22 protein-coding genes are annotated in these 25,317 nt (G+C 62.5%); 13 read left to right on the forward strand and 9 right to left on the reverse strand.

What is annotated here, in order from left to right; translation table 11 throughout:
- Positions 1–30 precede the first annotated feature (30 nt).
- Positions 31–465, reverse strand: a complete 435-nt coding sequence (locus ACVTFQ_RS00920; RefSeq protein ID WP_018898347.1) for an Lrp/AsnC family transcriptional regulator — start codon at positions 463–465, stop codon at positions 31–33.
- A gap of 147 nt (positions 466–612) precedes the next feature.
- Between ACVTFQ_RS00920 and ACVTFQ_RS00925 the strand changes: the two genes are divergently transcribed.
- Complete coding sequence (locus ACVTFQ_RS00925; protein WP_111561666.1) at positions 613–1,896, forward strand: cystathionine gamma-synthase family protein; 1,284 nt, start codon at positions 613–615, stop codon at positions 1,894–1,896.
- 26 nt (positions 1,897–1,922) lie between these two features.
- Here ACVTFQ_RS00925 and ACVTFQ_RS00930 read toward each other — a convergent pair whose 3' ends face one another.
- The 4 genes from ACVTFQ_RS00930 to ACVTFQ_RS00945 all read right to left on the reverse strand — a co-directional run bounded on the left by ACVTFQ_RS00930 (position 1,923) and on the right by ACVTFQ_RS00945 (position 5,391).
- Complete coding sequence (locus ACVTFQ_RS00930) at positions 1,923–2,294, reverse strand: hypothetical protein (protein WP_111561667.1); 372 nt, start codon at positions 2,292–2,294, stop codon at positions 1,923–1,925.
- A gap of 130 nt (positions 2,295–2,424) precedes the next feature.
- Complete coding sequence (locus ACVTFQ_RS00935) at positions 2,425–3,447, reverse strand: sensor histidine kinase (protein ID WP_111561668.1); 1,023 nt, start codon at positions 3,445–3,447, stop codon at positions 2,425–2,427.
- A gap of 16 nt (positions 3,448–3,463) precedes the next feature.
- The gene (locus ACVTFQ_RS00940; RefSeq protein ID WP_047507275.1) at positions 3,464–3,901 is read right to left on the reverse strand and encodes a response regulator; all 438 of its coding nucleotides are present in this window, start codon (positions 3,899–3,901) and stop codon (positions 3,464–3,466) included.
- A complete protein-coding gene (locus ACVTFQ_RS00945) occupies positions 3,898–5,391 on the reverse strand; it encodes a sensor histidine kinase (RefSeq protein WP_111561669.1) in 1,494 nt (497 codons plus the stop codon). The genes ACVTFQ_RS00940 and ACVTFQ_RS00945 overlap by 4 nt, the downstream gene beginning before the upstream one ends.
- A 233-nt stretch (positions 5,392–5,624) precedes the next feature.
- Here ACVTFQ_RS00945 and ACVTFQ_RS00950 point away from each other — a divergent pair, with 233 nt between their 5' ends.
- From ACVTFQ_RS00950 to ACVTFQ_RS00965, 4 genes are all read left to right on the forward strand, one after another.
- Complete coding sequence (locus ACVTFQ_RS00950; RefSeq protein ID WP_111561670.1) at positions 5,625–7,421, forward strand: acyl-CoA dehydrogenase C-terminal domain-containing protein; 1,797 nt, start codon at positions 5,625–5,627, stop codon at positions 7,419–7,421.
- 197 nt (positions 7,422–7,618) lie between these two features.
- Positions 7,619–8,827: an acetyl-CoA C-acetyltransferase gene (locus ACVTFQ_RS00955; protein ID WP_111561671.1), complete on the forward strand. Its 1,209-nt coding sequence runs from the start codon at positions 7,619–7,621 to the stop codon at positions 8,825–8,827.
- A 168-nt stretch (positions 8,828–8,995) separates the two neighbouring features.
- Positions 8,996–11,212, forward strand: a complete 2,217-nt coding sequence (locus ACVTFQ_RS00960; protein WP_111561672.1) for an FAD-dependent oxidoreductase — start codon at positions 8,996–8,998, stop codon at positions 11,210–11,212.
- Positions 11,213–11,490: 278 nt separating this feature from the next.
- Positions 11,491–11,700, forward strand: coding sequence for a cold-shock protein (locus tag ACVTFQ_RS00965; protein ID WP_018898356.1), 210 nt, complete (start codon positions 11,491–11,493; stop codon positions 11,698–11,700).
- Positions 11,701–11,784: 84 nt separating this feature from the next.
- Here ACVTFQ_RS00965 and ACVTFQ_RS00970 read toward each other — a convergent pair whose 3' ends face one another.
- Entirely contained in the window at positions 11,785–12,984 is a 1,200-nt protein-coding gene (locus ACVTFQ_RS00970) for an MFS transporter (protein WP_111561673.1), read from the reverse strand.
- Between the two features lie 139 nt (positions 12,985–13,123).
- On the opposite strand from ACVTFQ_RS00970, the gene ACVTFQ_RS00975 reads away from it, so the two are divergent.
- Positions 13,124–13,720 carry a TetR/AcrR family transcriptional regulator gene (locus tag ACVTFQ_RS00975; RefSeq protein WP_111561674.1) on the forward strand — a complete coding sequence of 199 codons (597 nt, stop codon included), beginning with the start codon at positions 13,124–13,126 and terminating at the stop codon, positions 13,718–13,720.
- Here the strand turns inward: ACVTFQ_RS00975 and ACVTFQ_RS00980 are convergent.
- Positions 13,677–17,180 (reverse strand): PAS domain-containing hybrid sensor histidine kinase/response regulator, encoded by a 3,504-nt coding sequence (locus tag ACVTFQ_RS00980; protein WP_111561675.1) that lies wholly within the window; start codon positions 17,178–17,180, stop codon positions 13,677–13,679. The two genes, ACVTFQ_RS00975 and ACVTFQ_RS00980, sit on opposite strands and share 44 nt — an antisense overlap.
- Before the next feature lie 214 nt (positions 17,181–17,394).
- Between ACVTFQ_RS00980 and mscL the strand changes: the two genes are divergently transcribed.
- The 3 genes from mscL (at position 17,395) to ACVTFQ_RS00995 (ending at position 19,802) form a co-directional block, all read left to right on the forward strand.
- The gene (mscL, locus tag ACVTFQ_RS00985; protein ID WP_047507292.1) at positions 17,395–17,832 is read left to right on the forward strand and encodes a large conductance mechanosensitive channel protein MscL; all 438 of its coding nucleotides are present in this window, start codon (positions 17,395–17,397) and stop codon (positions 17,830–17,832) included.
- Between the two features lie 122 nt (positions 17,833–17,954).
- Positions 17,955–19,121 (forward strand): pyridoxal phosphate-dependent aminotransferase, encoded by a 1,167-nt coding sequence (locus ACVTFQ_RS00990; protein WP_111561676.1) that lies wholly within the window; start codon positions 17,955–17,957, stop codon positions 19,119–19,121.
- 15 nt (positions 19,122–19,136) lie between these two features.
- On the forward strand, positions 19,137–19,802 hold the full coding sequence (locus ACVTFQ_RS00995) for an HD domain-containing protein (RefSeq protein ID WP_112989083.1): 666 nt from the start codon (positions 19,137–19,139) through the stop codon (positions 19,800–19,802).
- A 277-nt stretch (positions 19,803–20,079) separates the two neighbouring features.
- On the opposite strand, the gene ACVTFQ_RS01000 is transcribed toward ACVTFQ_RS00995, so the two are convergent.
- On the reverse strand, positions 20,080–21,198 hold the full coding sequence (locus ACVTFQ_RS01000; protein ID WP_112989820.1) for an IS110 family RNA-guided transposase: 1,119 nt from the start codon (positions 21,196–21,198) through the stop codon (positions 20,080–20,082).
- A 297-nt stretch (positions 21,199–21,495) separates the two neighbouring features.
- Here ACVTFQ_RS01000 and galE point away from each other — a divergent pair, with 297 nt between their 5' ends.
- Together galE and ACVTFQ_RS01010 are read left to right on the forward strand one after the other, a co-directional pair.
- Positions 21,496–22,530: a UDP-glucose 4-epimerase GalE gene (gene galE, locus ACVTFQ_RS01005; RefSeq protein ID WP_111561677.1), complete on the forward strand. Its 1,035-nt coding sequence runs from the start codon at positions 21,496–21,498 to the stop codon at positions 22,528–22,530.
- Positions 22,531–23,011: 481 nt separating this feature from the next.
- The gene (locus ACVTFQ_RS01010) at positions 23,012–24,076 is read left to right on the forward strand and encodes an enoyl-CoA hydratase/isomerase family protein (RefSeq protein ID WP_111561679.1); all 1,065 of its coding nucleotides are present in this window, start codon (positions 23,012–23,014) and stop codon (positions 24,074–24,076) included.
- Positions 24,077–24,082: 6 nt separating this feature from the next.
- Here the strand turns inward: ACVTFQ_RS01010 and ACVTFQ_RS01015 are convergent, their stop codons facing one another.
- Positions 24,083–24,361 (reverse strand): hypothetical protein, encoded by a 279-nt coding sequence (locus ACVTFQ_RS01015; protein ID WP_181459213.1) that lies wholly within the window; start codon positions 24,359–24,361, stop codon positions 24,083–24,085.
- Between the two features lie 165 nt (positions 24,362–24,526).
- Here ACVTFQ_RS01015 and ACVTFQ_RS01020 point away from each other — a divergent pair, with 165 nt between their 5' ends.
- The gene (locus tag ACVTFQ_RS01020) at positions 24,527–24,790 is read left to right on the forward strand and encodes a BON domain-containing protein (RefSeq protein WP_111561680.1); all 264 of its coding nucleotides are present in this window, start codon (positions 24,527–24,529) and stop codon (positions 24,788–24,790) included.
- 149 nt (positions 24,791–24,939) lie between these two features.
- Positions 24,940–25,200 carry a hypothetical protein gene (locus tag ACVTFQ_RS01025; protein ID WP_047507306.1) on the forward strand — a complete coding sequence of 87 codons (261 nt, stop codon included), beginning with the start codon at positions 24,940–24,942 and terminating at the stop codon, positions 25,198–25,200.
- Positions 25,201–25,317 lie beyond the last annotated feature (117 nt).

A 25,317-nucleotide genomic window follows, 5' to 3' on the forward strand; every position in this document is an offset into this window, starting at 1 on the left:
GCCTGCCGACGGACAGGAGGACGCGAAACGCTAGATCCGGCGCGCCTTGATTGTGTTCATCACGAAGCTCGTCTCGATCGTGTCGACGCATTTCAGCCGAGCGATCTTCTCCTTGATGAAGCGCTCGTAATCGTCGAGACCGGAGCTCATCACCTTCAGCACATAGTCGCGTGATCCGGTGACGAGATGACATTCCAGCACCTCGTCCCACTCCCGCACGGCATTCTCGAACATCTGGATCTCGTCCTCGTGCTGCCGGCTGAGGCGGATCGAAGCGAGCGCCGTCATCGTCCAGCCGTTGACGGCGGGATCGATCAGCGCGGTGTATCCCTGGATGATCTCGGCCTCCTCCAGCCGCCGCAGGCGACGCAGGCAGGCGGAAGCGGAGAGGCCGACGCGCTCGGCGAGTTCGTTGTTGGCAAGCCGCGCGTCGCCGGCCAGCTCCTTCAGAATCCGCCGGTCCATCTCATCCGCAACTTTCTGCACGAAATCTCCCCCGCTCTCGCATGATGTTGCTTCCAACATCGCAGCCGCGCTCCAAATAGCAATAACACCAAGCGCCTTTCGATATAATTTGCCGTCATCAATCCATCTTTGAAGCAGGAGACGACCATGACCGCGCCGCATCCCTCCAAGACCCATATCGGCAATCACGCCCTGCATCCGGAAACGCAGATGCTGAACTATGGCTACGATCCCGAACTGTCGGAGGGCGCGGTCAAGCCGCCGGTGTTCCTGACCTCGACCTTCGTGTTCAAGTCCGCCGAGGATGGCCGCGATTTCTTCGATTATGTCTCCGGCCGCCGCGAGCCGCCGGCAGGGCAGGGCGCCGGCCTCGTCTATTCGCGCTTCAATCACCCCAATAGCGAGATCGTCGAGGATCGCCTCGCCGTCTACGAACGCACGGAAAGCTGCGCGCTGTTCTCGTCGGGCATGTCGGCCATCGCTACGACGCTGCTCGCCTTCGTGCGTCCCGGTGATGCGGTCCTGCACTCGCAGCCGCTTTATGGCGGCACGGAAACCCTGCTTGCCAAGACCTTCCTCAATCTCGGCGTCGCGGCCGTCGGTTTTGCGGACGGTGTCGACGAGAGCTCTGTGCGCACCGCCGCCGAACAGGCGATGGCCAAAGGCCGGGTGTCGATGATCCTCGTGGAAACCCCGGCCAACCCGACCAACAGCCTCGTCGATGTCGCGATGATGCGCCGGATTGCCGATGAGATCGGTAGGAAGCAGGGCCACACGCCGATCGTCGCCTGCGACAACACGCTGCTCGGTCCCGTCTTCCAGCGCCCGATCGAGCATGGCGCCGACATCTCGCTCTATTCGCTGACCAAATATGTGGGCGGGCACTCTGACCTGATCGCAGGCGCGGCGTTGGGCAGCAAGGCAGTGATGAAGCAGGTCAAGGCGCTGAGAGGCGCGATCGGCACGCAGCTCGATCCGCATTCCTGCTGGATGCTAGGCCGCTCGCTGGAGACGCTGCAGATCCGCATGGAGCGCGCCAACAACAACGCGCTCGCGGTGGCCGACTTCCTGCGCGCGCATCCGAAGGTGAAGAAGATCCACTATCTTCCGTACCACGAGCCTTCATCGCCGCTCGGCCGCACCTTTGCCGCGCAGTGCACTGGTGCCGGATCGACCTTCTCCTTCGATATCGAAGGCGGTCAGCCGGCCTCGTTCAAGTTCCTCAACGCGCTGCAGATCTTCAAGCTCGCTGTGAGCCTAGGTGGTACGGAATCGCTCGCCAGCCATCCGGCGACGATGACGCACTCCGGCGTTCCGGCCGATGTGCGTCAAAGGATCGGCGTTCTGGATTCCACCATCCGCCTGTCGATCGGCATTGAGCATCCAGACGATCTCATTGCCGATCTGACCCAGGCTCTGGACGCGGCCTGATCGCCGCGAGTGGGAAGGGTGGCGGCTCAGGCCGCCGCCGTTTCCCTCACATCGTCGAGCAGGAAGTGCACGACGACATATTTGGTGGTGAAGTGGCGTCCGCCCTCGGTGACGTTGTCGACCGTGCCGCCATCGGCAGGGTGCCAGGCGTGATAATGCGGATTGGTGGTGATCAGCGTCACCGCTTTGCCGAGGTTTCGGCCGTCGAGCCGGTAGCGCGCTTCCGCCAGCGGCCAGATGCGCTCGTAATCCTCCATCGGAATGCGGACTTTCAACGCCTGCCGGCTGATTGCCTCGCTGCGCGAGCCGTCCTCATGTTCTATCGCGGGAAGATCGAGTGTTACTTCTTCTGCGTTGTCCAGAACGAAGTTGAACTCTTCGGGCCACATCCGTCTCATGAAATCGCTCCTCCTAAGCTTTTTCGTCGGTTAGCCAACGAAGTTTAGCGCGTCTTCGGCAGGAAGCAAATGATACCTGCGGCGTGCCGCTCGGACGGCAGGCCGCAGACTGTTTCAGGAGTGGAATGTCTTACTGCTGCCAGCGCACGGCGACATAGGTGCCTGCAGCCTTACCGTCGCGTCCGTAGCTGATCTCGGCGCCGAGCGTCGTGCCCATGGCGTTGATCAGCCGTGTCCCGAGGCCTGTTCCCTTCGGGCCGACGTTGCGGTCATAGCCGATCCCGTCGTCCTCGACCGAAAGCACCGCGAAGCCATCGTCGGTGGCTTCAAGCACGACGCGCACCTCGCCGGTGCCAGCCGTATAGGCGTATTTCGTCGCGTTGGTGACGAGCTCGATCAGGATGACACCCAGCGCAACCGCCTTGTCGGCGGTGGTTGATATCCGACACAGCTGCGATTTCAGCGTGATGCCGCGCGCGATCGTGCTGCTGCCATGCAGTTCGGCCAGCAGCGGCCCGAGATAGACGTCGAGCTCGACCTCGCCGATGATCTCCGAGGTGTAGAGGCTGCGATGCACGCCGGCGATCGCCGTGATGCGGTTCTGTGTCTCGTTGAGCGCTGTCTTCGTCTCTTCGCTGCCGGCGATCTGCATCTGCATGCGGATCATCGCCGAAACCAGCGACAGGCTGTTGGCAATGCGGTGGTTCATCTCCGCAAGCAGCAGTTCGGCGCGTTCCTTGGCGACGACGAGCTGCCGGTCGGCCTCCTCTTTCTCGCTGCGCAGTCGTGAGTTTTCCATCGCCTGGTTGAGCGCGCTGATCAGAAGCGGGAAGAAATCGTCCGTCGCCGTCTTCACGACGTAATCCGCAGCCCCGCCCTTCAGCGCCCGGATGGCGACGTCGGCGTCGCTCGATCCGGTGACGTATAGCACCGGCGTAGGCTTGCCGATCTCGGCGATCGCCTCGAGAAAATTCAGGCCCGTCTGGTTCTCGAAATAATGGTCGAGAACCACGGCCTCGAAGGTCTCGGCCGCGAAAAGCTCAAGTCCGATCTCGATGGACGGAGCATGGACAACCGTGAAATCACTGCGCGCAAGCACCCGCGTTGCGAGGCGGGCTAGGGCCGGATCATCATCGACATAAAGGATGCGCACAGATTTTGGCTACTCGTTAGGGGACTTGGATGACGGAGAAGAACAGGCCGAGATTGCGGATCGCCGTGGAGAAGCCGTCATAGTCCACCGGCTTGGTAATATAGACGTTGGCGCCCAGATCGTAGCACTTCTGGATCTCGCGCTCGTCGTCGGTCGTGGTCAGGACGACGACGGGCATGCGGCGCGTGTGTTCGTTGGTCTTGATCTTTTCCAGAATGTCGAGACCGGACATATCAGGCAGGTTGAGATCGAGCAGGATCAGCAGATAGCGATCCTTGCTGACCAGCCCGTCGCGATCCGGCCCGAGAATATAGTCGAGCGCGCCCTTGCCGAGCGTGAACGGCACGATCTCGTTGTTGACGCCGGCGCGGCGCACGTTCTTTTCGATGAGACGGGCATGGCCCTCGTCATCCTCGATCATCACGATCGTGACTTCCTGACCGGTCGCTTTCATAGTTCCATACTCCGTACGATTTTGGTGAGGTCCGCGGGTAGCGTCAGAATGAACGTACTGCCCTGTCCCAGTTCGGATTGGACCGTAATGTCTCCGCCCAAATTTCGGATTAACGAACGCACATGGGCAAGGCCGATGCCTTCGCCGCGCTGATCCTGCTCGCCGGCCCGGCGAAACAGCTCGAAAACCCGTTCGAGATCGTTGCTGGCGATGCCGCGGCCATTGTCCTTGACGTCAATCCTGACACGCCCGGGCCCGTCGGGATAGGCGTCGACATCGATTTTAAGCGGCCGTCCCGGCATTTGATACTTCACCGCATTGTCGAAGAGGTTGCCGAAGATCTGGTCGAGCGAGAAGCGGTCGTTGACGATGGCGCCGATGCGAACGCGGGTTTCTGTCGTCCCGCCCGTCTCCACGAGCTGGTGGTGAACGTTGGCGGCAACGGTGTCGATCATCGCCTTCAGGTCGATTCTCTCAGGCTGCAGCTTGCGGCGTCCGTCGCGGGAGATCTTCAGGATCGCGTTAATCAGCGCGTCCATCTTGCGGGTCGACGAGCGGATGAAGCCGAGCGCTTCCGGCAAGTCTTCCTCGACCGCCAGCCGCGCATCCTGGATATCCTGCTCGCTCAGCGTCTTGTTGTCCGCGAGCACGTAGGTCGAGACCGACTTCATCGCCGTGTCGAGCTCGCTCAGGAAGCCCATGATGTTGACCAGTGGCGCCCTCAGATCATGGGTAACGATATAGGCGAAGCGCTGGATTTCCTGGTTGGCGCGCATCAGGTCTTCGGTGCGCTCGTTGACGCGCGCCTCAAGCCCGACATTGAGCACCTCGACCTCCTTGGTGGCGAGCGAAAGGTCGCGCACGTGCTGCACGATGATCAGGATCGCCCCGCCCAGCACAACGAGGATCGCCAGCGCGCCGCCAATCGTCACCAATTGCAGCGTGCTGGCCGCTGAAAGCTGCTTTTCCACCAGAACCCGCAGGCGGTTGTCGGTCTGATCGAGGAAGTCGCCGATGATCGCGCGGATCTTGTCCATGTAGACGAGGCCGGCATCGTCGCGAACGATCGCCACCGCTTCGCCCGTCTTGCCCTCGCGCGTCAACGCGACCGTCTTGGCGAGCTCGTTCATCTTTCCGTCGATCGCCGCGTTCAGCGCATCGAGCTGCATCGCGTAGCTCGGCAGCGATTTGACGTTGTCGAGCAGGACTTGTCGGCGCTTCGGCAGGTTTTCCAGCGCGGATGTATAGGGCGCGAGATAGGCGATATCGTTCGCCAGCAGATAGCCGCGCTGGCCGGTTTCCGCGTCCTGCACGGTTGTCAGAACGCCGACGATGGCGCTGCGCACGCGGCGCAGCGATGCCGTCTCGTCGGAATATTCGCGGTTCGCCTGGACAAGCCAGAGCGACGAGCCGACGATGCCGAACAGGATGAGGACACCCACGGCAAGCATGATCAGGCTGGAGCGGAAGAAGGCGGCTGTGGAGGTCATACGGCATCCGTTTGGATCAGATTTTAGACATGTACACACAGCTGTGTGCGAAAGATAGCACCCTTACAGTGTGTTCCTGCAGCGGTTCCCGTGGCGCGCAGGCCTCGTACGCGGCCCTCTTGGCTCACAAATTTGCGATGCAATAAAATTTGACGTTTACGCAAACGTCAATATTTTGTAAGACACATGCACAGGCCGGTCCGCCCGGCTGACGAATTGGAGGAATTCGAACGATGCCAGTCTATAAGGCCCCGGTAAACGACACGCTTTTCGTGCTGAACGATGTGCTGGGTCTGGAGCGCTACAACAACCTGCCGGGCTTCGCCGACGCCACCCCTGACATGATCGAGGCGATCTTGGGCGAATCCGCCAAGGTCGCCGAGGAGGTGCTTTTCCCGCTCAACTATTCCGGCGACCAGGAAGGCTGCACGCGCAAGGAAGACGGCTCGGTTTCGACGCCGAAGGGTTTCAAGCAGGCCTATGACGCTTATTGCGAGGGCGGCTGGACGGGGCTTGCCGTGCCGGAGGAATTCGGCGGTCAGGGACTGCCCTACACGCTGCACGCCGCCGTTGGCGAATACACGTCTGCCGCCAACATGTCGCTGATGATGTATCCGGGCCTGACCCAGGGCGCCATCGCCGCCATCATCGTTCATGGCTCCGACGAGCAGAAAAAGACTTATCTGCCGAAGATGGTCTCCGGCGAATGGTCCGGCACCATGAACCTGACCGAGCCCCATTGCGGCACCGATCTCGGTCTGCTGCGCACCAAGGCTGTCCCGCAGGCCGATGGCAGCTACAAGATTTCCGGCCAGAAGATCTTCATTTCCGCCGGCGAACACGACATGTCCGGCAACATCGTCCACCTCGTTCTCGCCCGCATCGAAGGCGCGCCCGAGGGCACCAAGGGCATCTCGCTCTTCATCGTGCCCAAGTTCATGGTCGGCGCTGATGGCGCGGCCGGAGAGCGCAACGGCGTTTCCTGCGGCGCGCTCGAGCACAAGATGGGCATCCACGGCAATGCCACCTGCGTGATGAACTACGACGAGGCGACCGGCTTCCTGATCGGCGCCGAGAACAAGGGCCTCGCGGCCATGTTCGTGATGATGAACGAGGCTCGCCTCAGCGTCGGCCTGCAGGGGCTGGCGATCGCCGAGATCGCCTATCAGAACGCCGCCGAATATGCCCGCGAACGCATTCAGGGTCGGGCTCTCTCTGGCGCGAAAGCGCCGGACAAGAAGGCAGATCCGATCATCGTTCATCCCGATGTCCGCCGCGCGCTGATGACCATCCGCTCGTTCAACGAAGCCGGTCGCGCCTTCCTGCTCTGGACCGCGCTGAAATCCGACATCGCCCACCGTGCGACGGATGAGAAGGAACGGCAGACGGCCGACGATATCCTCGGCCTCGTCACCCCGATCCTGAAGGGTGTGATGACCGACAAGGGCTTCGACCATGCCGTCATGGCCCAGCAGGTCTTCGGCGGCCACGGCTATATCGAAGAGCAGGGCATGAGCCAGTATGTCCGCGATGCCCGTATCGCCATGATCTACGAAGGCGCCAACGGCATCCAGGCGCTCGACCTCGTCGGCCGCAAGCTCGGCCAGAACGGTGGCCGGGCGGTCATGGCGCTGTTCAAGGAGATCGGCGATTTCTGCGAGGAAAACCGCAGCGACGAGCAGATGTCCTTCTTCACCAAGAACCTGAAGAAGGGCTTGAACGACGTGCAGGCGTCGACCATGTGGTTCATGCAGCATGCGATGGCAAAGCCCGACAATGCCGGCGCCGGCTCGACCGACTACATGCATCTCTTCGGCCTCGTCATTCTCGGCTATATGTGGGCGAAGATGGCCAAGGCCGCCAATGACGGACTGGCCGCGGGAGAGACCGATCGCGAGGCTTTCCTGCGCAACAAGCTGATCACCGCCCGCTTCTTCATGGAGCGGATCATGCCGGAAACGACGCTGCGCAAGGCGCGCATCGAAACCGGCGCGGAAACGATGATGGCATTGAGCGCCGAGGCGTTTTGAGGTTCCCTTCGCCCCAACGGGGAGAAGGTGGCCCGTAGGGCCGGATGAGGGGGCGCGCCGCAGGCGCGACTTGTTTCTGGCTCCGGCTTCGCCGGAGACCCCCCTCATCGCCTCGCTGACGCTCCGGCACTTCTCCCCGTTGGGGAGAAGAGGACACACAATTCACGGCCTAACAGCCGCCAGGGAGACGAGACAGGATGACCGAAGTTTTCATTTACGATCACGTCCGCACGCCGCGCGGCCGCGGCAAGAAGGATGGCTCGCTGCACGAGGTGCCGTCGGTGCGCCTGGCGGCGAAAACGCTGGAAGCGCTGCGCGACCGCAACGGGCTGAACACCGAAACGGTCGATGACATCATCATGGGCTGCGTCGATCCCGTCATGGAAGCCGGCGCGGTCATCCCGCGCGGTGCGGCCTTCGAGGCGGGCTATTCCATCAAGGCGCCGGGCATGCAGATCTCCCGTTTCTGCGCGTCCGGCCTCGACGCCGTCAATTTCGCCGCCGCCAAGATCGCGCAAGGCGCCGATGACATCGTCATCGCCGGCGGTGTCGAGAGCATGTCGCGCGTCGGTCTCGGCATGTCCGGCGGCGCATGGTTCATGGATCCGTCGGTCAACTTCCCTGCTTATTTCATGCCGCAGGGCGTCTCGGCCGATCTCATCGCCACCAAATACGGCTTTAGCCGCGACGACGTCGACGCCTATGCCGTCGAAAGCCAGAAGCGCGCCGCCAATTCCTGGGATAAGGGCTACTTCAAGAACTCCGTCATCCCGGTGAAGGACCAGAACGGTCTTGTGATCCTCGACCGCGACGAGCACATGCGCCCCGGCACCGACATGCAGGCGCTGGCATCGCTGAACCCGTCCTTCCAGATGCCCGGCGAGATGGGCGGCTTCGAGGCCGTCGGCATCCAGGCGCATCCGGAGATCGAGCGGATCAACTATGTCCACCATGCCGGCAATTCGTCCGGCATCGTCGATGGCGCTGCCGCCGTGCTGCTCGGCTCCAAGGCCGGTGGCGAGAGCATGGGGCTGAAGCCGCGCGGCCGCATCAAGGCCTTCGCCAACATCGGCTCCGACCCGGCGCTGATGCTGACCGGCCCGGTTGACGTCACCGAAAAGCTCTTGAAGCGATCAGGCATGACGCTCGCCGATATCGATCTCTTCGAACTCAACGAAGCCTTCGCCGCCGTCGTGCTGCGCTACATGCAGGCCTTCGACATTAACCACGACAAGATCAACGTCAACGGCGGCGCGATTGCCATGGGCCACCCGCTCGGCGCCACCGGCGCGATGATCCTCGGCACTGTGCTGGACGAGCTGGAACGCCGCGATCTCAACACCGCGCTGGTGACGCTCTGCATCGGCGCCGGCATGGGCACTGCGACTGTGATCGAGAGGGTGTAGCCCCCTCATCCGCCTGCCGGCACCTTCTCCCCGTGGGGGAGAAGGGAGTGAGCCGCAACGTGGCCGATCCTCCTCTCCCCTCGGGGAGAGGGTGGCCGAGCGTAGCGCAGGCCGGGTGAGGGGGCGGTCTGGCACAACAGAGAATTCCACGGGAAGAGGAATCCCATCATGACCACCTACACCAATTTCACCGTCGAGACCGACGCCGATGGCATTGCCCTCGTCACCTGGGACATGCCCGGCAAGTCGATGAACGTCTTCACCTCCGAGGTGATGGACGAACTGAATGCGATCATCGACCAGACGGTGGCAGACAGCGCCGTCAAGGGCGTGGTCATCACCTCGGGCAAGTCGAGCTTCTCCGGCGGCGCTGATCTCTCGATGATCAAGGCGATGTTCACCTTCTACAACGAGGAGAAGGTCAAGGATCCGTCGACCGCCGCGCAAAAACTCTTCGATCTCGTCGGCCGCATGACCGGCCTGTTTCGCAAGCTGGAAACCTGTGGCAAGCCTTGGGTCTCGGCCATCAACGGTACCTGCATGGGCGGCGCGCTGGAGATGTCGCTTGCCTGCCACGGCCGCGTCGCCTCCAATGCCAAGTCGGTCAAGATCGCGCTGCCCGAGGTCAAGGTCGGCATCTTCCCGGGCGCCGGCGGCACGCAGCGCGTCGCGCGTCTGGCGGATGCCCAGTCGGCTCTGCAGATGATGACGACGGGCCAGTCGCTGACGGCTTCGCGCGCCAAGGCGATGAACCTGATCCATCAGGTGGTCGAGCCGGATCAGCTGATCCCCGCTGCCAAGCAGATGATCAAGGACGGCCTGAAACCGATCGCTCCCTGGGATGAAAAGGGCTTCAAGGCCCCCGGCGGCGGCATCTGGACGCCGGCGGCGGCCCAGCTCTGGCCGGCCGCACCGGCGATCCTGCGTCGCGAAACGGCGGGCAACTATCCCGGCGCGCTCGCGATCCTGAAATCCGTCTACGAGGGCCTGCAGGTTCCCTTCGATACGGCACTGAAGATCGAGCAGCGTTATTTCACTCAGGTGCTGCAGACCACCGAAGCATTCTCGATGATCCGTTCCCTCTTCATCTCCATGCAGGAGCTTGGCAAAGGGGCCCGCCGCCCCGCCGGCATCGCAAAGACGGAGCTGAAGAAGGTGGGTGTCGTCGGCGCCGGTTTCATGGGGGCGTCGATCGCCTACGTGACCGCCGCCGCCGGCATTCCCGTCACCCTCATCGATCGCGACATGGAAGCCGCGACCAAGGGCAAGTCCGTCTCCGAGGGCCTGGTGAAGGACTCAGTCGGTAAGGGCCGCCTGACGCAGGATGAGGGCGCGGCGCTTCTCGCCCGCATCACGCCGTCTGCCGATTATGCCGATCTCGCCGACGTCAATCTCGTTATCGAGGCCGTCTTCGAGGATCGCGACGTCAAGAAGGCCGTGATCGAGGCTGTCGAAGCCGTGCTGCCCGAAGGTGCGATCTTCGCCTCCAACACCTCGACCTTGCCGATCTCGGGCCTCGCGAAAAACTCGAAGCGACCGGTCGATTTCATCGGCGTGCATTTCTTCTCGCCGGTCGAAAAGATGATGCTGACCGAAGTCATCCTCGGCAAAGAGACCGGCGACAAGGCGCTGGCCGTAGCACTGGACTACGTCGCCGCCATCAAGAAGACGCCGATCGTGGTCAACGACACGCGCGGCTTCTTCGTCAACCGCTGCGTCTTCCGCTACATCCACGAAGCCTATGACATGCTGATTGAAGGCGTGCCGCCGGCGATGATCGAAAACGCCGCCAAGATGGCCGGCATGCCGGTTGGCCCGCTGTCGCTCAACGACGAGGTGGCGATCGATCTCAGCCAGAAGATCCTGAAGGCGACCGTCGCCGATCTCGGCGAAGCAGCCGTCGACCCGAGGCACCTTGCGCTGATCAACAAGATGGTCGACGAACTCGATCGCCGCGGCCGCAAGAACGGCAAGGGCTTCTACGATTATCCCGCAAAGCCCGCCAAGAAGTCGCTGTGGCCGGAGCTGAAGACCTTCTATCCGCAGAAGAAGGCCGACGAGATCGATGTCGAGGTGCTGAAACAGCGCTTCCTCGTCACCATCGCGCTCGAGGCCGCGCGCACCATTGAAGAAGGCATCGTCACCGATCCGCGTGAGGCCGATGTCGGCTCCATCCTCGGCTTCGGCTTCGCGCCCTATACCGGCGGCGTGCTCTCCTACATCGACGGCATGGGGCCGAAGAATTTCGTGGCGCTCTGCGAGAGGTTAGCCGCCTCTTACGGACAGCACTTCGCGCCGACCGCGCTGCTGAAGGACATGGCGGCCAAGGGTGAGACGTTCTACGGCCGATTCGACCCTTATGCCGGCGCAAAAGCTGCGGCCTGACCGGCCTTTCCATGCGTATGATCGGGCTGGCTTTTAAGCCCGCCCGGTCGCCCCCAGAATTCATCGATGAATTCATCGATCCGGGCATCTCTGGTCGCTAAAGTTGCCTTGCCAGAGACACAATTACCACGTAAAAGCCTCGCATCGATCTTGCTAGATGAACTTTGTTACGGCCGCTCGTGCTGTTGCTCGCGAACTTCCTCCAAAATCGGTTTCCATCGCATGCTGGCTTTGTTCGGTGTGCACCATCTATGTACGATTTATAAAAGGATATCGTCATGAGCACAGGTACTGTTAAGTGGTTCAACGCAACCAAGGGCTACGGCTTCATTCAGCCGGACGACGGTTCTGCCGACGTTTTCGTTCACATCTCTGCTGTTGAGCGCGCCGGCATGCGCGAACTCAAGGACGGCCAGAAGCTGTCTTACGAGCTCGTTGCCGACAAGCGTTCGGGCAAGATGTCCGCAGACCGTCTGCAGGCTGCTTAAGTTTTCGAATACATCGTCTCCGGTTCGCCGGGACGAACGAAAGGCCGGGTTCGCCCGGCCTTTTTTGTTGCCCGCCTTTCTGGTTCAGGCGGCGATCCGCTGCGCCTTCGCGCGATCCGCCCGCAGGCCGAGAAAGCCGATCCAGGTGACCAGAATGATCGCTGTCGCATAGATATCCGTGGTCAGCTGGTAGCCAAGCGACTTCGCCAGGAACCCGGCGAGAATGGCGGGCAGGCTGAAGGCCAGATAGCTCTGGATGTAGAAGGCCGATAGCAGTTCGGCGCGCTCGTCCGGCTTGGCAAGCGGCATGATCGTGCCCATCGCGCCCAGGAAATTCGTGCCGAAGCCGACACCGGTCAGCAACGTCCCGAGAAGCAGCAGCGGGACGCTGGCAAGGTGCACGCCCGCAACCACGGTGAGTACGCCGAGCGTTGTCGCCATCGTGCCGAAGGCGAGGTTGCCGTTGGCCGATCTGGCGCGCCTCAGATAGACGGCGACCGCCCCCGACACCATCAGCGCCGTCACCACCGAGCCGCCCGTCAGCGGCGCATGGCTGCCGGTCGTGCTCACCACCAGAGACGGCACGAGCGAGAGATAGAAGCCTCCAAGCGTCCAGTTGGCGATGTTGATCGGCGTGACGAGCGCCAGCGGCCGCCTGACCTGCGGCGGGATGGCAACGCGCGGCTTCAGCGAAGCCCAGACACCCGGGCGGGTGGATGCCGTCTTGCCGGTTGCCCAGATCGCGCCGGCCTGGATGACAAAGGCGACGAGCAGGATCGCGTAGACCAGATGTAGCGGAAACGGCCCATATTGGATCAGCGCGCTGGTTCCGAAAGCGCCGATCGCCATGCCGGATAGCGGCGCGATCGAATTCACCAGCTGCCCCTTGGCCTTGTCGACATCGACGAGTGCCGCGCCGATCGAAGCGCCGGCGATCCCGGTCGCCAGTCCCTGCATGATCCGCGCCGCGATCAGCCAGGCCGGTCCGCTGGCGGCGGCAAACAGCGCCATGGCGATGATCTCGAGCACCAGCGCTGAAAAGATCACCGGCTTGCGGCCGAGATGGTCGGAGATCGAGCCGGCGATCAACAAGGCCAGCAGCAGCGCGAAGGCATAGACCGCGAAGATGACCGTGATCAGCACGGGAGAAACGGCGAAGTTCTCCTGGTAGATCCGGTAAAGCGGCGTAGGCGCGGCCGAGGCACCGAAGAAGGTGGCGAGCGTCACCGCGTGAAAACGAATGGGGTTTGACTTCGTCTCTATGGATTTGCCGGGCGCGGGCATATATAAGCTCCTTAAAGCTAAGTCGTTGCGTTAGTCCGATGTGGGGCGGGTGCGCGCTAAAAGCAAATAATTTGCGTTAATGGATCGCTCAAAGTTTTTGAACCATGGCGCGCTCGGGAGGCCGAAGGTCGGATAACCAATGCCAGCAAAAGACAATCTCCGCCCCGGTGGTCGCAGCGCCCGCGTTCAGGCCTCCGTCCACAATGCCGTCCGGGCGCTTCTGAAGACGATGGACCGCGCCGACGTCACCATTCCCCTGATTGCGGCCGAGGCAGGCGTCACGCCGTCGACGATCTACCGCCGCTGGGGCGAGCTGCAGGAATTGCTCGCCGATGTCGCCGTCGAGCGCCTTCGCCCGGACATGCTGCCGATCGACACCGGCAGCGCACGAGGCGATTTGGAGGCATGGACGGAGCAATATTGCGAGGAGATGTCCTCGGGCATCGGCCGCGACATGATGCGCGACGTGTTGGCCGCCCAGGACAATGCCAACGCCTGCAAGTGCGATGCGTTCACCCGCGAACAGATCGCGTTGATCGCGCAGCGCGCACATGCCCGTGGCGAGGCGTTTCCCGATATCGATGCGGTCATGGATGGCGTCGTCGCCCCCATCATCTACCGCATCCTCTTTGGCGACCAACCCTCGATCGAGCGCGTGCGCAACCTCGTCACGAACGTTCTGACAGGCGCGCCTACTCGGCCGCCGCTGCCCGCTTCTGCGCCGATATCTGGGTGATATAAGCGCGCAGCGCGGCCGGGCGCACCGGCTTGTGCTGGATGCCGATCCCGTGCCGCTCGGTATCGGCGCGCACCTCCAGCGTCCGGTCGGCGGTGATGACGAGGCCGGGAACATAGGTGGCGAAGCGCTCGCGGACGGAGAGGATCGCGGCCACGCCGGTCCCGTCCCCCAGATGGTAATCGGCGATGACGAGATCGGGCGCACCCTCCCGCGCATCGAGCGCCGCGACACCGGCAAGAGAATCCGCCAATTGCACCGCGCAACCCCATCCGCTCAGCAGCAGCTGCATGCCCTCGAGGATATGCGGCTCGTTGTCGATGCAGAGCACCTTCAGCCCCTTGAGGTTTTGCGCCGAGCGCTCGGCGGGCGCAGTCGTCATCGGCGCTTCGGCCACCGGCGAGATATCGCGCGGCATGACGATGCGGAAATCGGTGCCCTTGCCATGCGTCGAATGCAGCTCCACCGGGTGGCTGAGCACGCGCGCGATGCGATCGACGATCGATAGCCCGAGCCCAAGGCCCGATGCGGTCTTGGCGCCTTCGTCCAGCCGCGCGAACTCCTTGAACACGGTGCGGAATTTCGACGGCGGAATGCCGATGCCCGAATCCATCACCTGGATGACCACCTGGTTGCCGCGCCGGCGCGCACCCACCAGCACCTTGCCCGTCAGCGTATATTTGATCGCGTTCGACACCAGGTTCTGCACCAGCCGGCGCAGCAGATTGGGGTCGGACCGCACGCGCAGAGATGTCGGCATCACCACCAGCTTCAGCCTCTTCTCGCGCGCGATCGGCGCGAAGTCAGTCTGGATGCGCTCCAGCAGATCGGCAAGCGGAACCGAGGCGAGGCGAGGGCGCATCGCTCCGGTGTCGAGCCGCGAGATATCGAGCACGGCGCCCAAAATGCTTTCCACCGATTCCAGCGCCGAATCGATGTTGCGCACGATGGCGCTGCTCTCCGATTGCCCCATCCGCTCGACCAGCGCCGATGAATAGAGCCTGGCGGCGTTGAGCGGCTGCAGGATGTCGTGTCCTGCGGCGGCGAAGAAGCGCGTCTTGCCAAGATTTGCCTCGTCGGCCGAGGCGCGCGCTTCGCCGAGTTCGTGGTTGACGCGGGTAAGCTCGGCCGTGCGCTCCGCCACGCGCTGCTCGAGCGTCTCGTTGGCCTGCTTCAGCGCCTGGTCGGCGGCCACGCGCTGGGTGATATCGGTAAAGGTCGCGACGATCCCCTTGTCCGGCATGGCGTTGGATCGCACCTCAATGATGCGTTCCCCGCGCCCGAGCACCAGCGCGAAGGGCTTGTCCAGCGTGAGAAAGTGCCGGACCGTCTGGCTGACCTCGGAAACCGGAATATCGCCGCGCTGGCTGAGAATGGCGACGATATCGGCAAGCGGAAACCCGACCTGTCCCGATGTTTCGGGCAGATCCAGCAGCTGCCGGAAGCGCCGGTTCCAGATCGTCAGGTGGTTCGAGCTGTCGAACACGGCGATGCCCTGGTCCATCTGCGATAGCGCCGTCTGCAGCATGTCCTGGTTATATTGCAGCGCCTCGCTCGCCTGGTCGAGCAGCCAGGCGGTGTCGGCCGAGGCATCCTCCACCTTCTGCAGGATGAGCGATAGCACCAGCCGCGCCGAAGACGAGCCGATGGCGCTGCCGAGCAGCTGCTCGGTGAAATGGATGAGTGCCATGTCGGCCGGCTGGTCGTCCTCCAGCTTGCGGCCGGAGTTCTGCTGGTAGGTCTGGAACGATCGCTCCATCCGCTCGTCGCCGAGATAGCGCGAGATCGTCGCCTTCAGGTCGCCGACGCTGATCCGCGTTTTCCAGCCGCGCGTGGCAAATTGCGAGCGCGACTGCCGCTTGACGAAGATGCCGGCCTGGATGCGCTCGAGCGGCCGCGCATTGCGCGTCATCGAGCCGATCACGAAGAAACCGGTGTTGACGAGCAGGCTCATCACTGTGGCGTTGACCAGCGGGTCAGCATTGTCGGTAAAGACGGTGACCCCTGGAAACACGAAGCCCAAGACGGCGCTCGCCACCGCCGAATAATCCGGCCCGCCAAGCGAGGGCAGAAACAGCAGGTAGATCCAGATCACGAAGCCGGAAGAGAGGCCGAGGATCGCACCGCGCGCATTCGCCCGCCGCCAGATCAGTCCGCCAAGCAGCGACGGCACCATCTGCGCGATGGCGGCGAACGATAGCAGGCCGATCGAGGCCAGGCCCGTGGTGCTATCCGTCGAGCGGTAATAGGCATAGCCAAGCAACAGCACGGCGAAGATGGCGCTGCGGCGGATGTTGAGCAGCGTCTTGGCGAAATCGTCGCGCTGGCCGCCGCGCCCGGCAAGCCGTCGACGCAGGAAGATCGGCATGACGATATCGTTGGAGACCATGATCGACAGCGCCACCGAGGCGACGATCACCATCGCAGTCGCCGCCGAAAAACCGCCGATGAAGGTGATCAGCGACATCACGGGCATCTGCCCGACGATCGGCAGCGACAGCATGTAGAGATCGGCATTGCCGCTGCCGCCGAAGGTCAGCAGGCCGGCAATCGCCATCGGCAGCACGAAGAGATTGATGGCGATGAGGTAGAGCGGGAACAGGAACCCCGCCAGCCGCAGCTCCTTCGCCGTCCGGTTCTCGACCACGGTCACATGAAACTGCCGCGGCAGCATGACGATCGCGAAGGCCGAAAGCACGGTCAGCGTCAGCCAGCGGCTGATCGGCGTCTGGTAATGCAGCGCCGACAGCACCAGCTCGTTCTCCGACGCCTTCCGCCACAGATCGGCCGGCCCGTCGAACAGGAACCAGACGACGCAGACGCCTGCCGTCAGAAACGCAAACAGCTTCACCACCGATTCCATCGCCACCGCGAGGATCAGCCCATCCTGATGCTCGGTCGCATCCGTGTGGCGGGTGCCGAACATGATGGCGAAGCAGGCAAGCACCAGCGTCACCAGAAGCGGCAGGTCGAGGAAATAGAGATTGCCGCTCCCGATGCCGTAATCCGACGGATTGAGCATCGCCGTCACAGTGCTCGACACCGATTTCAGCTGCAGCGCGATATAGGGGATGGCGCCGACCAGCGAGATCAGCGCCACGATCGTGCCCACCGCCGAGTTCTTGCCGTAGCGCGCCGAAATGAAGTCGGCGACGGAGGTGAGCTTCTCCGTCTTGGCGAGATCGATGATCCGCCGCAGCACCGGCATGCCCAGCGTGAAGACCAGGATCGGGCCGATATAGATGCCGGTGAATTCCAGCCCGCGCTGCGAGGCAAGGCCGACGCCGCCGAAATAGGTCCAGGACGTGCAGTAGATCGCAAGGCTCAGCGCATAGACCACAGGCCGCCCGCTGTCGGGCGCGCCGAAGCGTCTGCGCTGCCGGTCGCCATGGCTTGCCACGGCAAACAGCAGTAACAGATAGCCGAACGCCGATGCGAGTATGACCCAGCCTGGCAGCATTTCTCCTCCGCCGGCGTCCCATGCGCCGGTCCTCCCGGAGCTCGAAGCCTACGGCAAATCGGGGCCTTTGAAAATTCCCGCCGTCTAGGTCTTAAGTCAAAGACGGGTGGAGCATTTGAATAATTCGTAATTTGTAATTGAATAATCGCAACGAAGATGTAGCTAATAAAAACAACAGCCTGCAATCAAACTGCATCAGAGGGAGACAGATCGCATGCTCAACGAGTTCAAAGCGTTTATTGCCCGCGGCAACGTCATGGACCTTGCCGTCGGTGTCATCATCGGCGGTGCGTTCGGCGGCATCGTCAAATCCTTGGTCGACGACGTCATCATGCCGATCGTCGGCGCCATCTTCGGCGGCTTCGATTTCTCCAACTACTTCATCGGCCTCTCGTCCAACGTCAACGCGCCGACGCTGGCCGCTGCCCGCGCACAGGGCGCCGTGCTCGCTTACGGCAGCTTCATCACCGTTCTGATCAACTTCCTGATTCTTGCTTGGATCATCTTCCTGATGGTCAAGGGCGTGAACACGCTGCAGAAGCAGGTCGAGCGCCAGAAGAAGGTTGCTCCGGAAGAAGCGCCGCCGCCGCCGGCCGACGTCGCCCTCCTCACCGAAATCCGCGACCTGCTGGCCAAGCGCCCGACGGTCTGATGGCTTAAGAGCCCTGCCGGATGAGGCAGGGCTCACCCATCACGGAAATCGATCGGCCATCACCGATTGTCATGGGATTCGCTCGCGCATTTGTTTTATGTAGGCGAAAACCGGAGTGATGCATGTCGATCGTCAATAGCCTCAGCCCGCGCGCCATCCAGGCGCCTGAAAGCGGGATCGTCGAAGTCGTCAATTATGCCCGTGGCCGCGATGGCCTCTTGCCGCTTTGGGTCGGTGAAGGCGATCTTCCCACCCCCGATTTCGTCAATCAGGCGGCGATGACGGCGCTTTCGGCCGGCGAGACCTTCTACACCTATCAGCGCGGCATTCCCGAACTGCGCCAGGCGCTCTCCGATTATTACGCCCGCCACTTCGGCATAAACCTACCCGTCGAGCATTTCTTCGTCACCGGCTCCGGCATGCAGGCGATCCAGATCGCCGTGCAGGCGATGACCTCGCCCGGCGACGAGTTGGTCTATCTGACGCCCGCCTGGCCGAATATCGCCGCCGCGCTCGAAATTGCCGGCGCCCGTTCCGTCGGCGTGCAGCTCGACTTCGAAGGCGGCAAGTGGGCCGTCGACCTCGACCGTATTGCTGCCGCGATCACGCCGAAGACCAAGGCGCTCTTCATCAACACGCCCTCGAACCCGACCGGCTGGACCGCGACACGTGAGGATCTGGCCGCCATCCTCGGCCTTGCCCGCAAGCATGGTCTCTGGATCATGGCGGACGAAATCTATGCCCGCTACTATTTCGCCGGCGACCGCGCCGCCTCGTTCCTGGATGTCATGGAAGCGGGCGACAAGGTCATGTTCGTCAATTCCTTCTCGAAGAACTGGTCGATGACCGGCTGGCGCGTCGGCTGGATCGTGGCGCCGCCGGAGACCGGGCAGGTGCTTGAGAACCTGATCCAGTATTCGACATCTGGTGTCGCCCAGTTCATGCAGCGTGGCGCGGTCGCGGCCTTGAACGAGGGCGATGCTTTCGTGCAGGCCAATATCGACAAGGCAAGGCGCTCGCGCGACATCCTCTGCGACGCGCTGATTGCGACCAACCGGGTTCAGACGCTGAAGCCCGATGGCGCGCTCTATGCCTTCCTGAAGATCGACGGCGTCACGGACAGCCGCAAGGCCGCGATCGATATCGTCGACAAGACCGGCGTCGGCCTGGCGCCTGGAACTGCCTTCGGTCCCGGCGGCGAGCTCTTCATGCGCGCCTGCTTCCTGCGCGATCCCGCCCAGATCCAGACCGCGGCCGACAGGCTCTGCGACTATATCCTGAAGCTCTGAACCGGGAGCAACCGCATGTCCGAAAAGATCACCGCCGACCATCTGGAAGGCTTTCTCGGCAATCGCCGCCTTATGGAGCAGTTGGCCTTCATTCTCGAGGTCGAGAAGCTGAAGACGATCCTGCGCCGCACGTCGCTGCTCGATCGCTCACGTGTCGAGACCGACGCCGAGCACACCTGGCAGATTGCGCTGATGGCGGCGGTGCTTGCCGAACATTCGAGCGAGCCGATCGACCTGCTGCGCGTCTTGAAGATGCTGCTGATCCACGACATCGTCGAGATCGATGCCGGCGACACCTTCGCCTATGACGCGGTTGCCCGCACCAGCCAGGCCGAGCGCGAACTGCGCGCCGCAGACCGCATCTTCGCCCTGCTTCCCGCCGATCAGGCAGTCGAGTTCCGCGCGCTCTGGGATGAGTTCGAGGAGAAGCGCACCAGCGACGCCCGCTTCGCCAATGCCATGGACCGCTTCCAGCCGCTGCTCCACAATTTCTTCACCGGCGGCGGCACCTGGCATACGGCCGGCGTCACCGAGCCGGATGTCGTCAGGCGCATGGAGCCGATCGCAATCGCCTCAGGCACGCTCGGAGACCTTACCGAACGGCTGATCGCGCTCGCCGTCGAACAGGGCTTCCTGGCTCCCCGGGCCGGACTCTCTTATGTTCATTTGCAAGCTCGTTAGGCGCGTTTTTTCTTTCGCCTTTGACGAGGAGGTCATGCGTAAAGCTGATGCACAAAGCAGGAGACAGGGCATTTAGACGACGGCTGGCATACTCTTATACGCGGGTTGGGTACCGCATTTCCGTGTGTTCGTCTGGGGCTGCCTCTGTCTAATCTCGGGCATGGATGTATCCGCCACATAGAGTCCGCGAGGGTTCCCCACCGGAGCCCTGCCTCCAACTTTGCACATCAGACAGATGATTGAGTTTCTCGATAATTTTCCGCCGACGGTCGGCGCTTTAAACCTTTGTTGCAGGAGCGACCTCCTGCCCAATCGCCCACAGGAACGCGGCCATTTCTCGCGCAATGGCGGTGACCGCGACGACCTTCGGCTTGCCTGCCGCGATTAGTTTTCGATAGCGCGCGCAAAGCCGTATTTGGCCTTTCCAGGCAATCTCGCGAACTGTCCTTGGCAGTCCCTCCAGCCGTGCCTGGATCGTCGGGCTTACCCGTGCAGGGAAGCGATATGTCCAAGCCCCTTCAATGAGAACTCTTCGAGCCCTTGTGTTACCCGCCTTGGTAATCCCACCACGCTTGACCCGTTCGCCCGTCGAGCTCTCCGACGGCACGAGGCCAAGATATGCCATCAACTGACGGGGATTATCAAAGCGCCTGACGTCGCCGATTTCGACGACAAAGGTGACCGCCGTCATGAACGCGACGCCGCGCATCGCTTGATAGGCGGCCACAACCGGCGCCATCGACCAGGAAGCTGCGGTCTCCGCCACCAACTTCGTTAGCCTGTCCAGACGCACGCCGGCATCCTCGATGGCCTGGCAATATTCTGCCAACAGGATTTGGTGGGCGGGGTGATCAAATCCCTGGCACGCCAGCCACCGTACATGGGCGCGCGTCCATGGCTTGCGTCCGGTATAGATGCGGCCGTGACGCAACAAGAAAGATTGAAGTTGCTGACGCGCCTGTTTCAGCGCGTCGTTGGCAGCTTCGCGGGCTCGTACCAGGTCGCGGATCGCCTCATGACCTTCGTCCGGAACCCAGACCGAGGTCAGTTCGCCCGCCCGGTGCAGCCGCGCCAGGCTTACGGCATCCCGGCGGTTTGTCTTCACCCGGTCGCCCGCACGCCTGGGCACGAGCGATGGTGCCACCACCACGCAGTCGTGTCCCAGTTCGATAATCTGACGGTAAAGGCCGTAACCGGTCGGACCTGCTTCGTAGCAAAAGTGAAGCTTCCCTCCACGCTTTGAAAGTCTGTTGACCATCGACGTCACAGACGCCGGTTCCGAGGAGATGTCGCCAAAAAACCGCACCTCGCCGTTGCGCGCTCCATCGGCAACCGCAACTGAAATCTTCGACTTGGATGTATCCAGGCCAATGAAGAATACGCTATCTTCTTTCATGGTTCGCCCTCGCTAAGCATGGGGCAAGGCTCCGGCCAATCCAGAGCAACCCCCGAATTCAGCTTACCGCGGGGGCGGGCCACACTCACCCCGCGAACATACGGTCTAACCGGGTGTTTGAACCCTCAATGGGGCCGAAATGGCCACATCGATAAAATTCTAGCAAACCCGCAAATCAGCCCCTAACCACACCGGCAAACTTCGCCCCGGCACACGCCCCGCCGGGGCCGTTTATTCGAATTTCGGAAAGGAAAGCCGGGTCAGATGCCCCCGTGAGATGAAACGGGAGTGCGGGACATGGCAATTCTGGTGACGGGTGGCGCCGGCTATATCGGCAGTCATATGGTCTGGACATTGCTGGATGCGGGCGAGCAGGTTGTCGTGCTCGATCGCCTCTCCACGGGCTTCCGCTGGGCCGTGGCGCCGGAAGCGCGCTTCTATCTCGGCGACGTCGCCGATACCGAATTGCTCAAGACCATCTTCATCGAAAACGACATCGAGGCGATCATCCATTTCGCCGGCTCCGCCGTCGTGCCGGCCTCGGTTGCCGACCCACTGTCCTATTACGACAACAACTCCGGCAAGACCCGCGCGCTGATGAGTGCCGCGGTCAGCGCCGGCATCCGCCACTTCGTCTTCTCCTCCACCGCCGCCGTCTATGGTCCGCAGAAGACGTCGGACCCGGTCAAGGAAGACGCATCGCTGAACCCGGAAAACCCCTACGGCCAATCGAAGCTGATGACCGAGTTCATGCTGCGCGATGCCGCCGCCGCCTATGATTTCAACTATGTGGCTCTCCGCTATTTCAACGTGGCAGGCGCCGACCCGCTCGGCCGCGCCGGGCAGTCCACTTCGGGCGCGACGCATCTGATCAAGGTCGCCTGCGAGGCCGCCCTCGGCCGCCGCGACAGCGTCAGCGTCTATGGCCTCGATTATCCGACGCATGACGGCACCGGCGTTCGCGACTACATCCACGTGAGCGATCTGGCCGAGGCGCACCTCAGAGCCCTGCAGCACCTGCGCAGCGAGCGCGGCTCGCTGGTTGCCAATTGCGGCTACGGCGCCGGTTATTCGGTGCTCGACGTGCTGAACATGGTCACACGGCTGCACGGCCACGCCTTCAAGATCCACATGGCCCCACGACGCCCGGGCGATTCCGCAAGCGTCGTCGCCGATGCCACCCTGGCGAACCGCGTGCTCGGCTGGACCCCGCGATACGATTCGCTCGAGACGATCGTCCGCAGCGCGCTCGATTGGGAACTGTCTCTCATGAACCGCAACGTCGAGGACCTGCAGGGCCTGCACCGCGTGCTCGCCGCCGCCTCCTTCTAGAGCCTTTCCTGGTTAGCTTGAAGCATTCTGCCGGAGCAGGTTTTCGTCAGGGCAAAGGCGATTGGCGAAGGGCATACCCCAGGTACGGTCGAGCCAATCGCCTTTGATCCTGGCGGAAAGATGCCCGGCCCTAGCCGGTTTGCAAAGCAAACCAGCGGGGTTGGCTGAAACGGGCCGCCTGATCGTCCGGCCGGCTTGGCCGTATGCGTTGGCTACGACGCGCGCCTGCCGGACGACCATCCGACTCCGTTTGAGCCAACAGAATGCTTCAATCTAACCAGGAAAGGCTCTAAGCGCCGAAACTGTTGCAGTCTTGCGACCGAACGAGGTCGTGAGCATCTTCCTCGCATGCGAACCATCGACTATCCGGCCGAGCGCGATAAGTTTGTGTACAAGCAGCGCAATTCGCTGATGGCATGAAGTTGGAATCGCAATTTGGCGCGGCCGCATCGATCGCGGCTCACGCCGCAAGGAGGCCCGGATGCACGACAAAGTCGATCAGCGCGAGGTTATTGCCGAGCGACAGGGTTCCGCCGGCATCATCCGCCTCAACAGGCCGAGAGCGCTGAACAGCCTGACCCTCGACATGGTCCGCTCGATCGACGCGGCGCTCAGCGAATTCGCGGCCGATGCCGATGTGGCGACCGTGATCATCATGGGCGAGGGCGAGCGTGGCTTCTGCGCCGGCGGCGATATCCGCGCGCTGCACGAGAGCGGCCACGCCGGTACATCGCTGGCGGAAGATTTCTGGCGCCAGGAGTTCCACCTCAATCACCGCATCGCCGCCTATCCAAAGCCCTATGTCGCGCTGATGGACGGCATCACCATGGGCGGCGGCGTCGGTCTCTCCTCGCATGGCCGCCACCGCGTGGTCACCGAACGCACCCGCTTTGCCATGCCCGAGACGGGGATCGGCTATTTCCCCGATGTCGGCGCCACATGGCTGCTGCCGCATGCCCTCGGCGAAGTCGGCGTCTGGATGGGGCTGACTGGCCTTGAGGTCGGCGCGGCCGACGTGATCCATGCCGGGCTCGCCGACGTCCAGGTCGCGTCGTTCCAGCTGCCGGAGCTTGTCGACACGCTGGCCGGCCTGTCACGTGGCGCAAGCTCGCGCGATGTCGACGTCGTCCTGAAGAACCTGTCGACCGATCCGGGCAAGGGGCCGCTGAGGCTCAATAGCAGCCTGATCGAACGCACCTTCCGCTTCGGCACGGTCGGCGACATCATCGCGGCGTTGAAAGCGGAGCCATCGGATTTCGCTGCAGAAACACTGCGCGCCATCCAGCTGCGCTCGCCAACCAGCCTGGCGTTGACGCTGCGCCTGCTGCATGAGGGCAAGCAGAGCCGCAGCCTCGGCGAGTGCCTGCGCCGCGAGTTCAGCGCCTGCCTGGGCATCCTGCAAAGCCCCGACTTCTACGAGGGCATCCGAGCCGCCGTTATCGACAAGGACCGCAAGCCGAAATGGATGCCTTCAACGATCGAAGCGGTGGAACCCGCCGCGATCGACCGGTTCCTGCGGCCGGCCGAACCGCCGCTTGCGCTTTAGCCGTGCTTACATCGGGAAGTCGGGGATGGCCTCGCGCCGGGTCAGCTTCAACGTCCTGTCGGGCTGCAGGATATAGGTTTCCAGCTGCTTCGTTCCGGTCGAATCATAGAACGAATTATGGACGACGCTGCCCGGTGGGGACTTGGTCAGCTTCGTGCGCGGCTGCCCGCCATAGGTGATGCTTCCGGGCACGGGCTTCACCTCCGCCGTCTCGCTGGTGGTGCAGCCAGCCAGAAGACCAGCCATAACGAATGTCGCCGCAACGGCCGATATCACGCGCTTCATCGCGATCACCCCACATGTCTATGCTGTTGATATGGCTCGCTTCGCTTGAAGCGCCAAGAGGTATTTGGATTTTCTTCTCGAAAATACTCCAACGATAGCGCCCGCACTGCAACGAAATGCGGCGCTGCAGCGTTAAGCAGCAGAACAATTCGCTTGGAGGCGAAGATGGTACAACTGTTCCAGATTTTGACGGGGCACGAGGATCAGTGTGAACGAGGCCACAGCCAGTCGTCTATGCGGGCTGCAGTCGAAAGCGCACTGAGCGCAGATCCGGACCTCGATTGCACCGAGATCACCGTCACCATGCTCGGCCAATACGCCGTGCTCGAGGGCTTTGCGCACAGTGCGGGTGACATCGTTCGCGCGATGATGATCGCCGAGGACGTCGTGGGACAGGGCAACGTGCAGAGCCGGATGCTGCGCCGCTGATGCTCTCCTTTTGTCGCCGGTGCGCTGTTTCGGTCAATACTGTAGGATGGAAGTAGAAAAACGTTAACGCATTTGAAAGTGGCGGCGGTTTCGCGGAACTAAACTAACGGCTGTTCCGTTACTGGGATAATCAAACATGGGAGAATGGCATGACGCGCTTTCTTCGACTTGGGATGCCCGCCTTAGCGCTGATGACTGGCGCATTTGCATTGCCGGCCGCCGCTTCGCTCGAGATCGACAGCAACTATTCGGCGCTTCAGCGCGATGACGTCGTGCTCGCCCAGTATGGCGATGCGACCGCCTGCGTACCCTCGGGCGCGCACTACGTTCCATCCTTCATTCGCGCCAATGACGGCACGATCATCGGCGTGGGCTATGTGGAAGTGGCAAGCGCCGATACCGGATGCTGATATCAGCTAACGCTCAATTAACCAGCCTGCCGTAGGCGCGCCGCGTTGATGCGCGGTCTTTAACGATCGCGTCACGGCGGCGCTCGGTTGCTTTGTGTAACTGATTGTTTTGAGAGG

This window comes from Rhizobium sp. O111, assembly GCF_055616315.1.

Bases quoted from the DNA above. Each gene is read 5' to 3' on its own strand.
- ACVTFQ_RS00925 (WP_111561666.1), top strand. From the start codon at position 613: ATGACCGCGCCGCATCCCTCCAAGACCCATATCGGCAATCACGCCCTG.
- ACVTFQ_RS01025 (WP_047507306.1), top strand. From the start codon at position 24,940: ATGACGCGCTTTCTTCGACTTGGGATGCCCGCCTTAGCGCTGATGACT.
- ACVTFQ_RS01010 (WP_111561679.1), top strand. From the start codon at position 23,012: ATGCACGACAAAGTCGATCAGCGCGAGGTTATTGCCGAGCGACAGGGT.
- ACVTFQ_RS00920 (WP_018898347.1), bottom strand. From the start codon at position 465: ATGGACCGGCGGATTCTGAAGGAGCTGGCCGGCGACGCGCGGCTTGCC.
- ACVTFQ_RS00980 (WP_111561675.1), bottom strand. From the start codon at position 17,180: ATGCTGCCAGGCTGGGTCATACTCGCATCGGCGTTCGGCTATCTGTTA.
- ACVTFQ_RS00940 (WP_047507275.1), bottom strand. From the start codon at position 3,901: ATGAAAGCGACCGGTCAGGAAGTCACGATCGTGATGATCGAGGATGAC.
- ACVTFQ_RS01000 (WP_112989820.1), bottom strand. From the start codon at position 21,198: ATGAAAGAAGATAGCGTATTCTTCATTGGCCTGGATACATCCAAGTCG.
- ACVTFQ_RS00990 (WP_111561676.1), top strand. From the start codon at position 17,955: ATGTCGATCGTCAATAGCCTCAGCCCGCGCGCCATCCAGGCGCCTGAA.
- ACVTFQ_RS00955 (WP_111561671.1), top strand. From the start codon at position 7,619: ATGACCGAAGTTTTCATTTACGATCACGTCCGCACGCCGCGCGGCCGC.
- ACVTFQ_RS00965 (WP_018898356.1), top strand. From the start codon at position 11,491: ATGAGCACAGGTACTGTTAAGTGGTTCAACGCAACCAAGGGCTACGGC.
- ACVTFQ_RS00975 (WP_111561674.1), top strand. From the start codon at position 13,124: ATGCCAGCAAAAGACAATCTCCGCCCCGGTGGTCGCAGCGCCCGCGTT.
- galE (WP_111561677.1), top strand. From the start codon at position 21,496: ATGGCAATTCTGGTGACGGGTGGCGCCGGCTATATCGGCAGTCATATG.
- ACVTFQ_RS00950 (WP_111561670.1), top strand. From the start codon at position 5,625: ATGCCAGTCTATAAGGCCCCGGTAAACGACACGCTTTTCGTGCTGAAC.
- ACVTFQ_RS00960 (WP_111561672.1), top strand. From the start codon at position 8,996: ATGACCACCTACACCAATTTCACCGTCGAGACCGACGCCGATGGCATT.
- ACVTFQ_RS00930 (WP_111561667.1), bottom strand. From the start codon at position 2,294: ATGAGACGGATGTGGCCCGAAGAGTTCAACTTCGTTCTGGACAACGCA.
- ACVTFQ_RS00970 (WP_111561673.1), bottom strand. From the start codon at position 12,984: ATGCCCGCGCCCGGCAAATCCATAGAGACGAAGTCAAACCCCATTCGT.
- ACVTFQ_RS01015 (WP_181459213.1), bottom strand. From the start codon at position 24,361: ATGAAGCGCGTGATATCGGCCGTTGCGGCGACATTCGTTATGGCTGGT.
- ACVTFQ_RS00995 (WP_112989083.1), top strand. From the start codon at position 19,137: ATGTCCGAAAAGATCACCGCCGACCATCTGGAAGGCTTTCTCGGCAAT.
- ACVTFQ_RS00945 (WP_111561669.1), bottom strand. From the start codon at position 5,391: ATGACCTCCACAGCCGCCTTCTTCCGCTCCAGCCTGATCATGCTTGCC.
- ACVTFQ_RS01020 (WP_111561680.1), top strand. From the start codon at position 24,527: ATGGTACAACTGTTCCAGATTTTGACGGGGCACGAGGATCAGTGTGAA.
- mscL (WP_047507292.1), top strand. From the start codon at position 17,395: ATGCTCAACGAGTTCAAAGCGTTTATTGCCCGCGGCAACGTCATGGAC.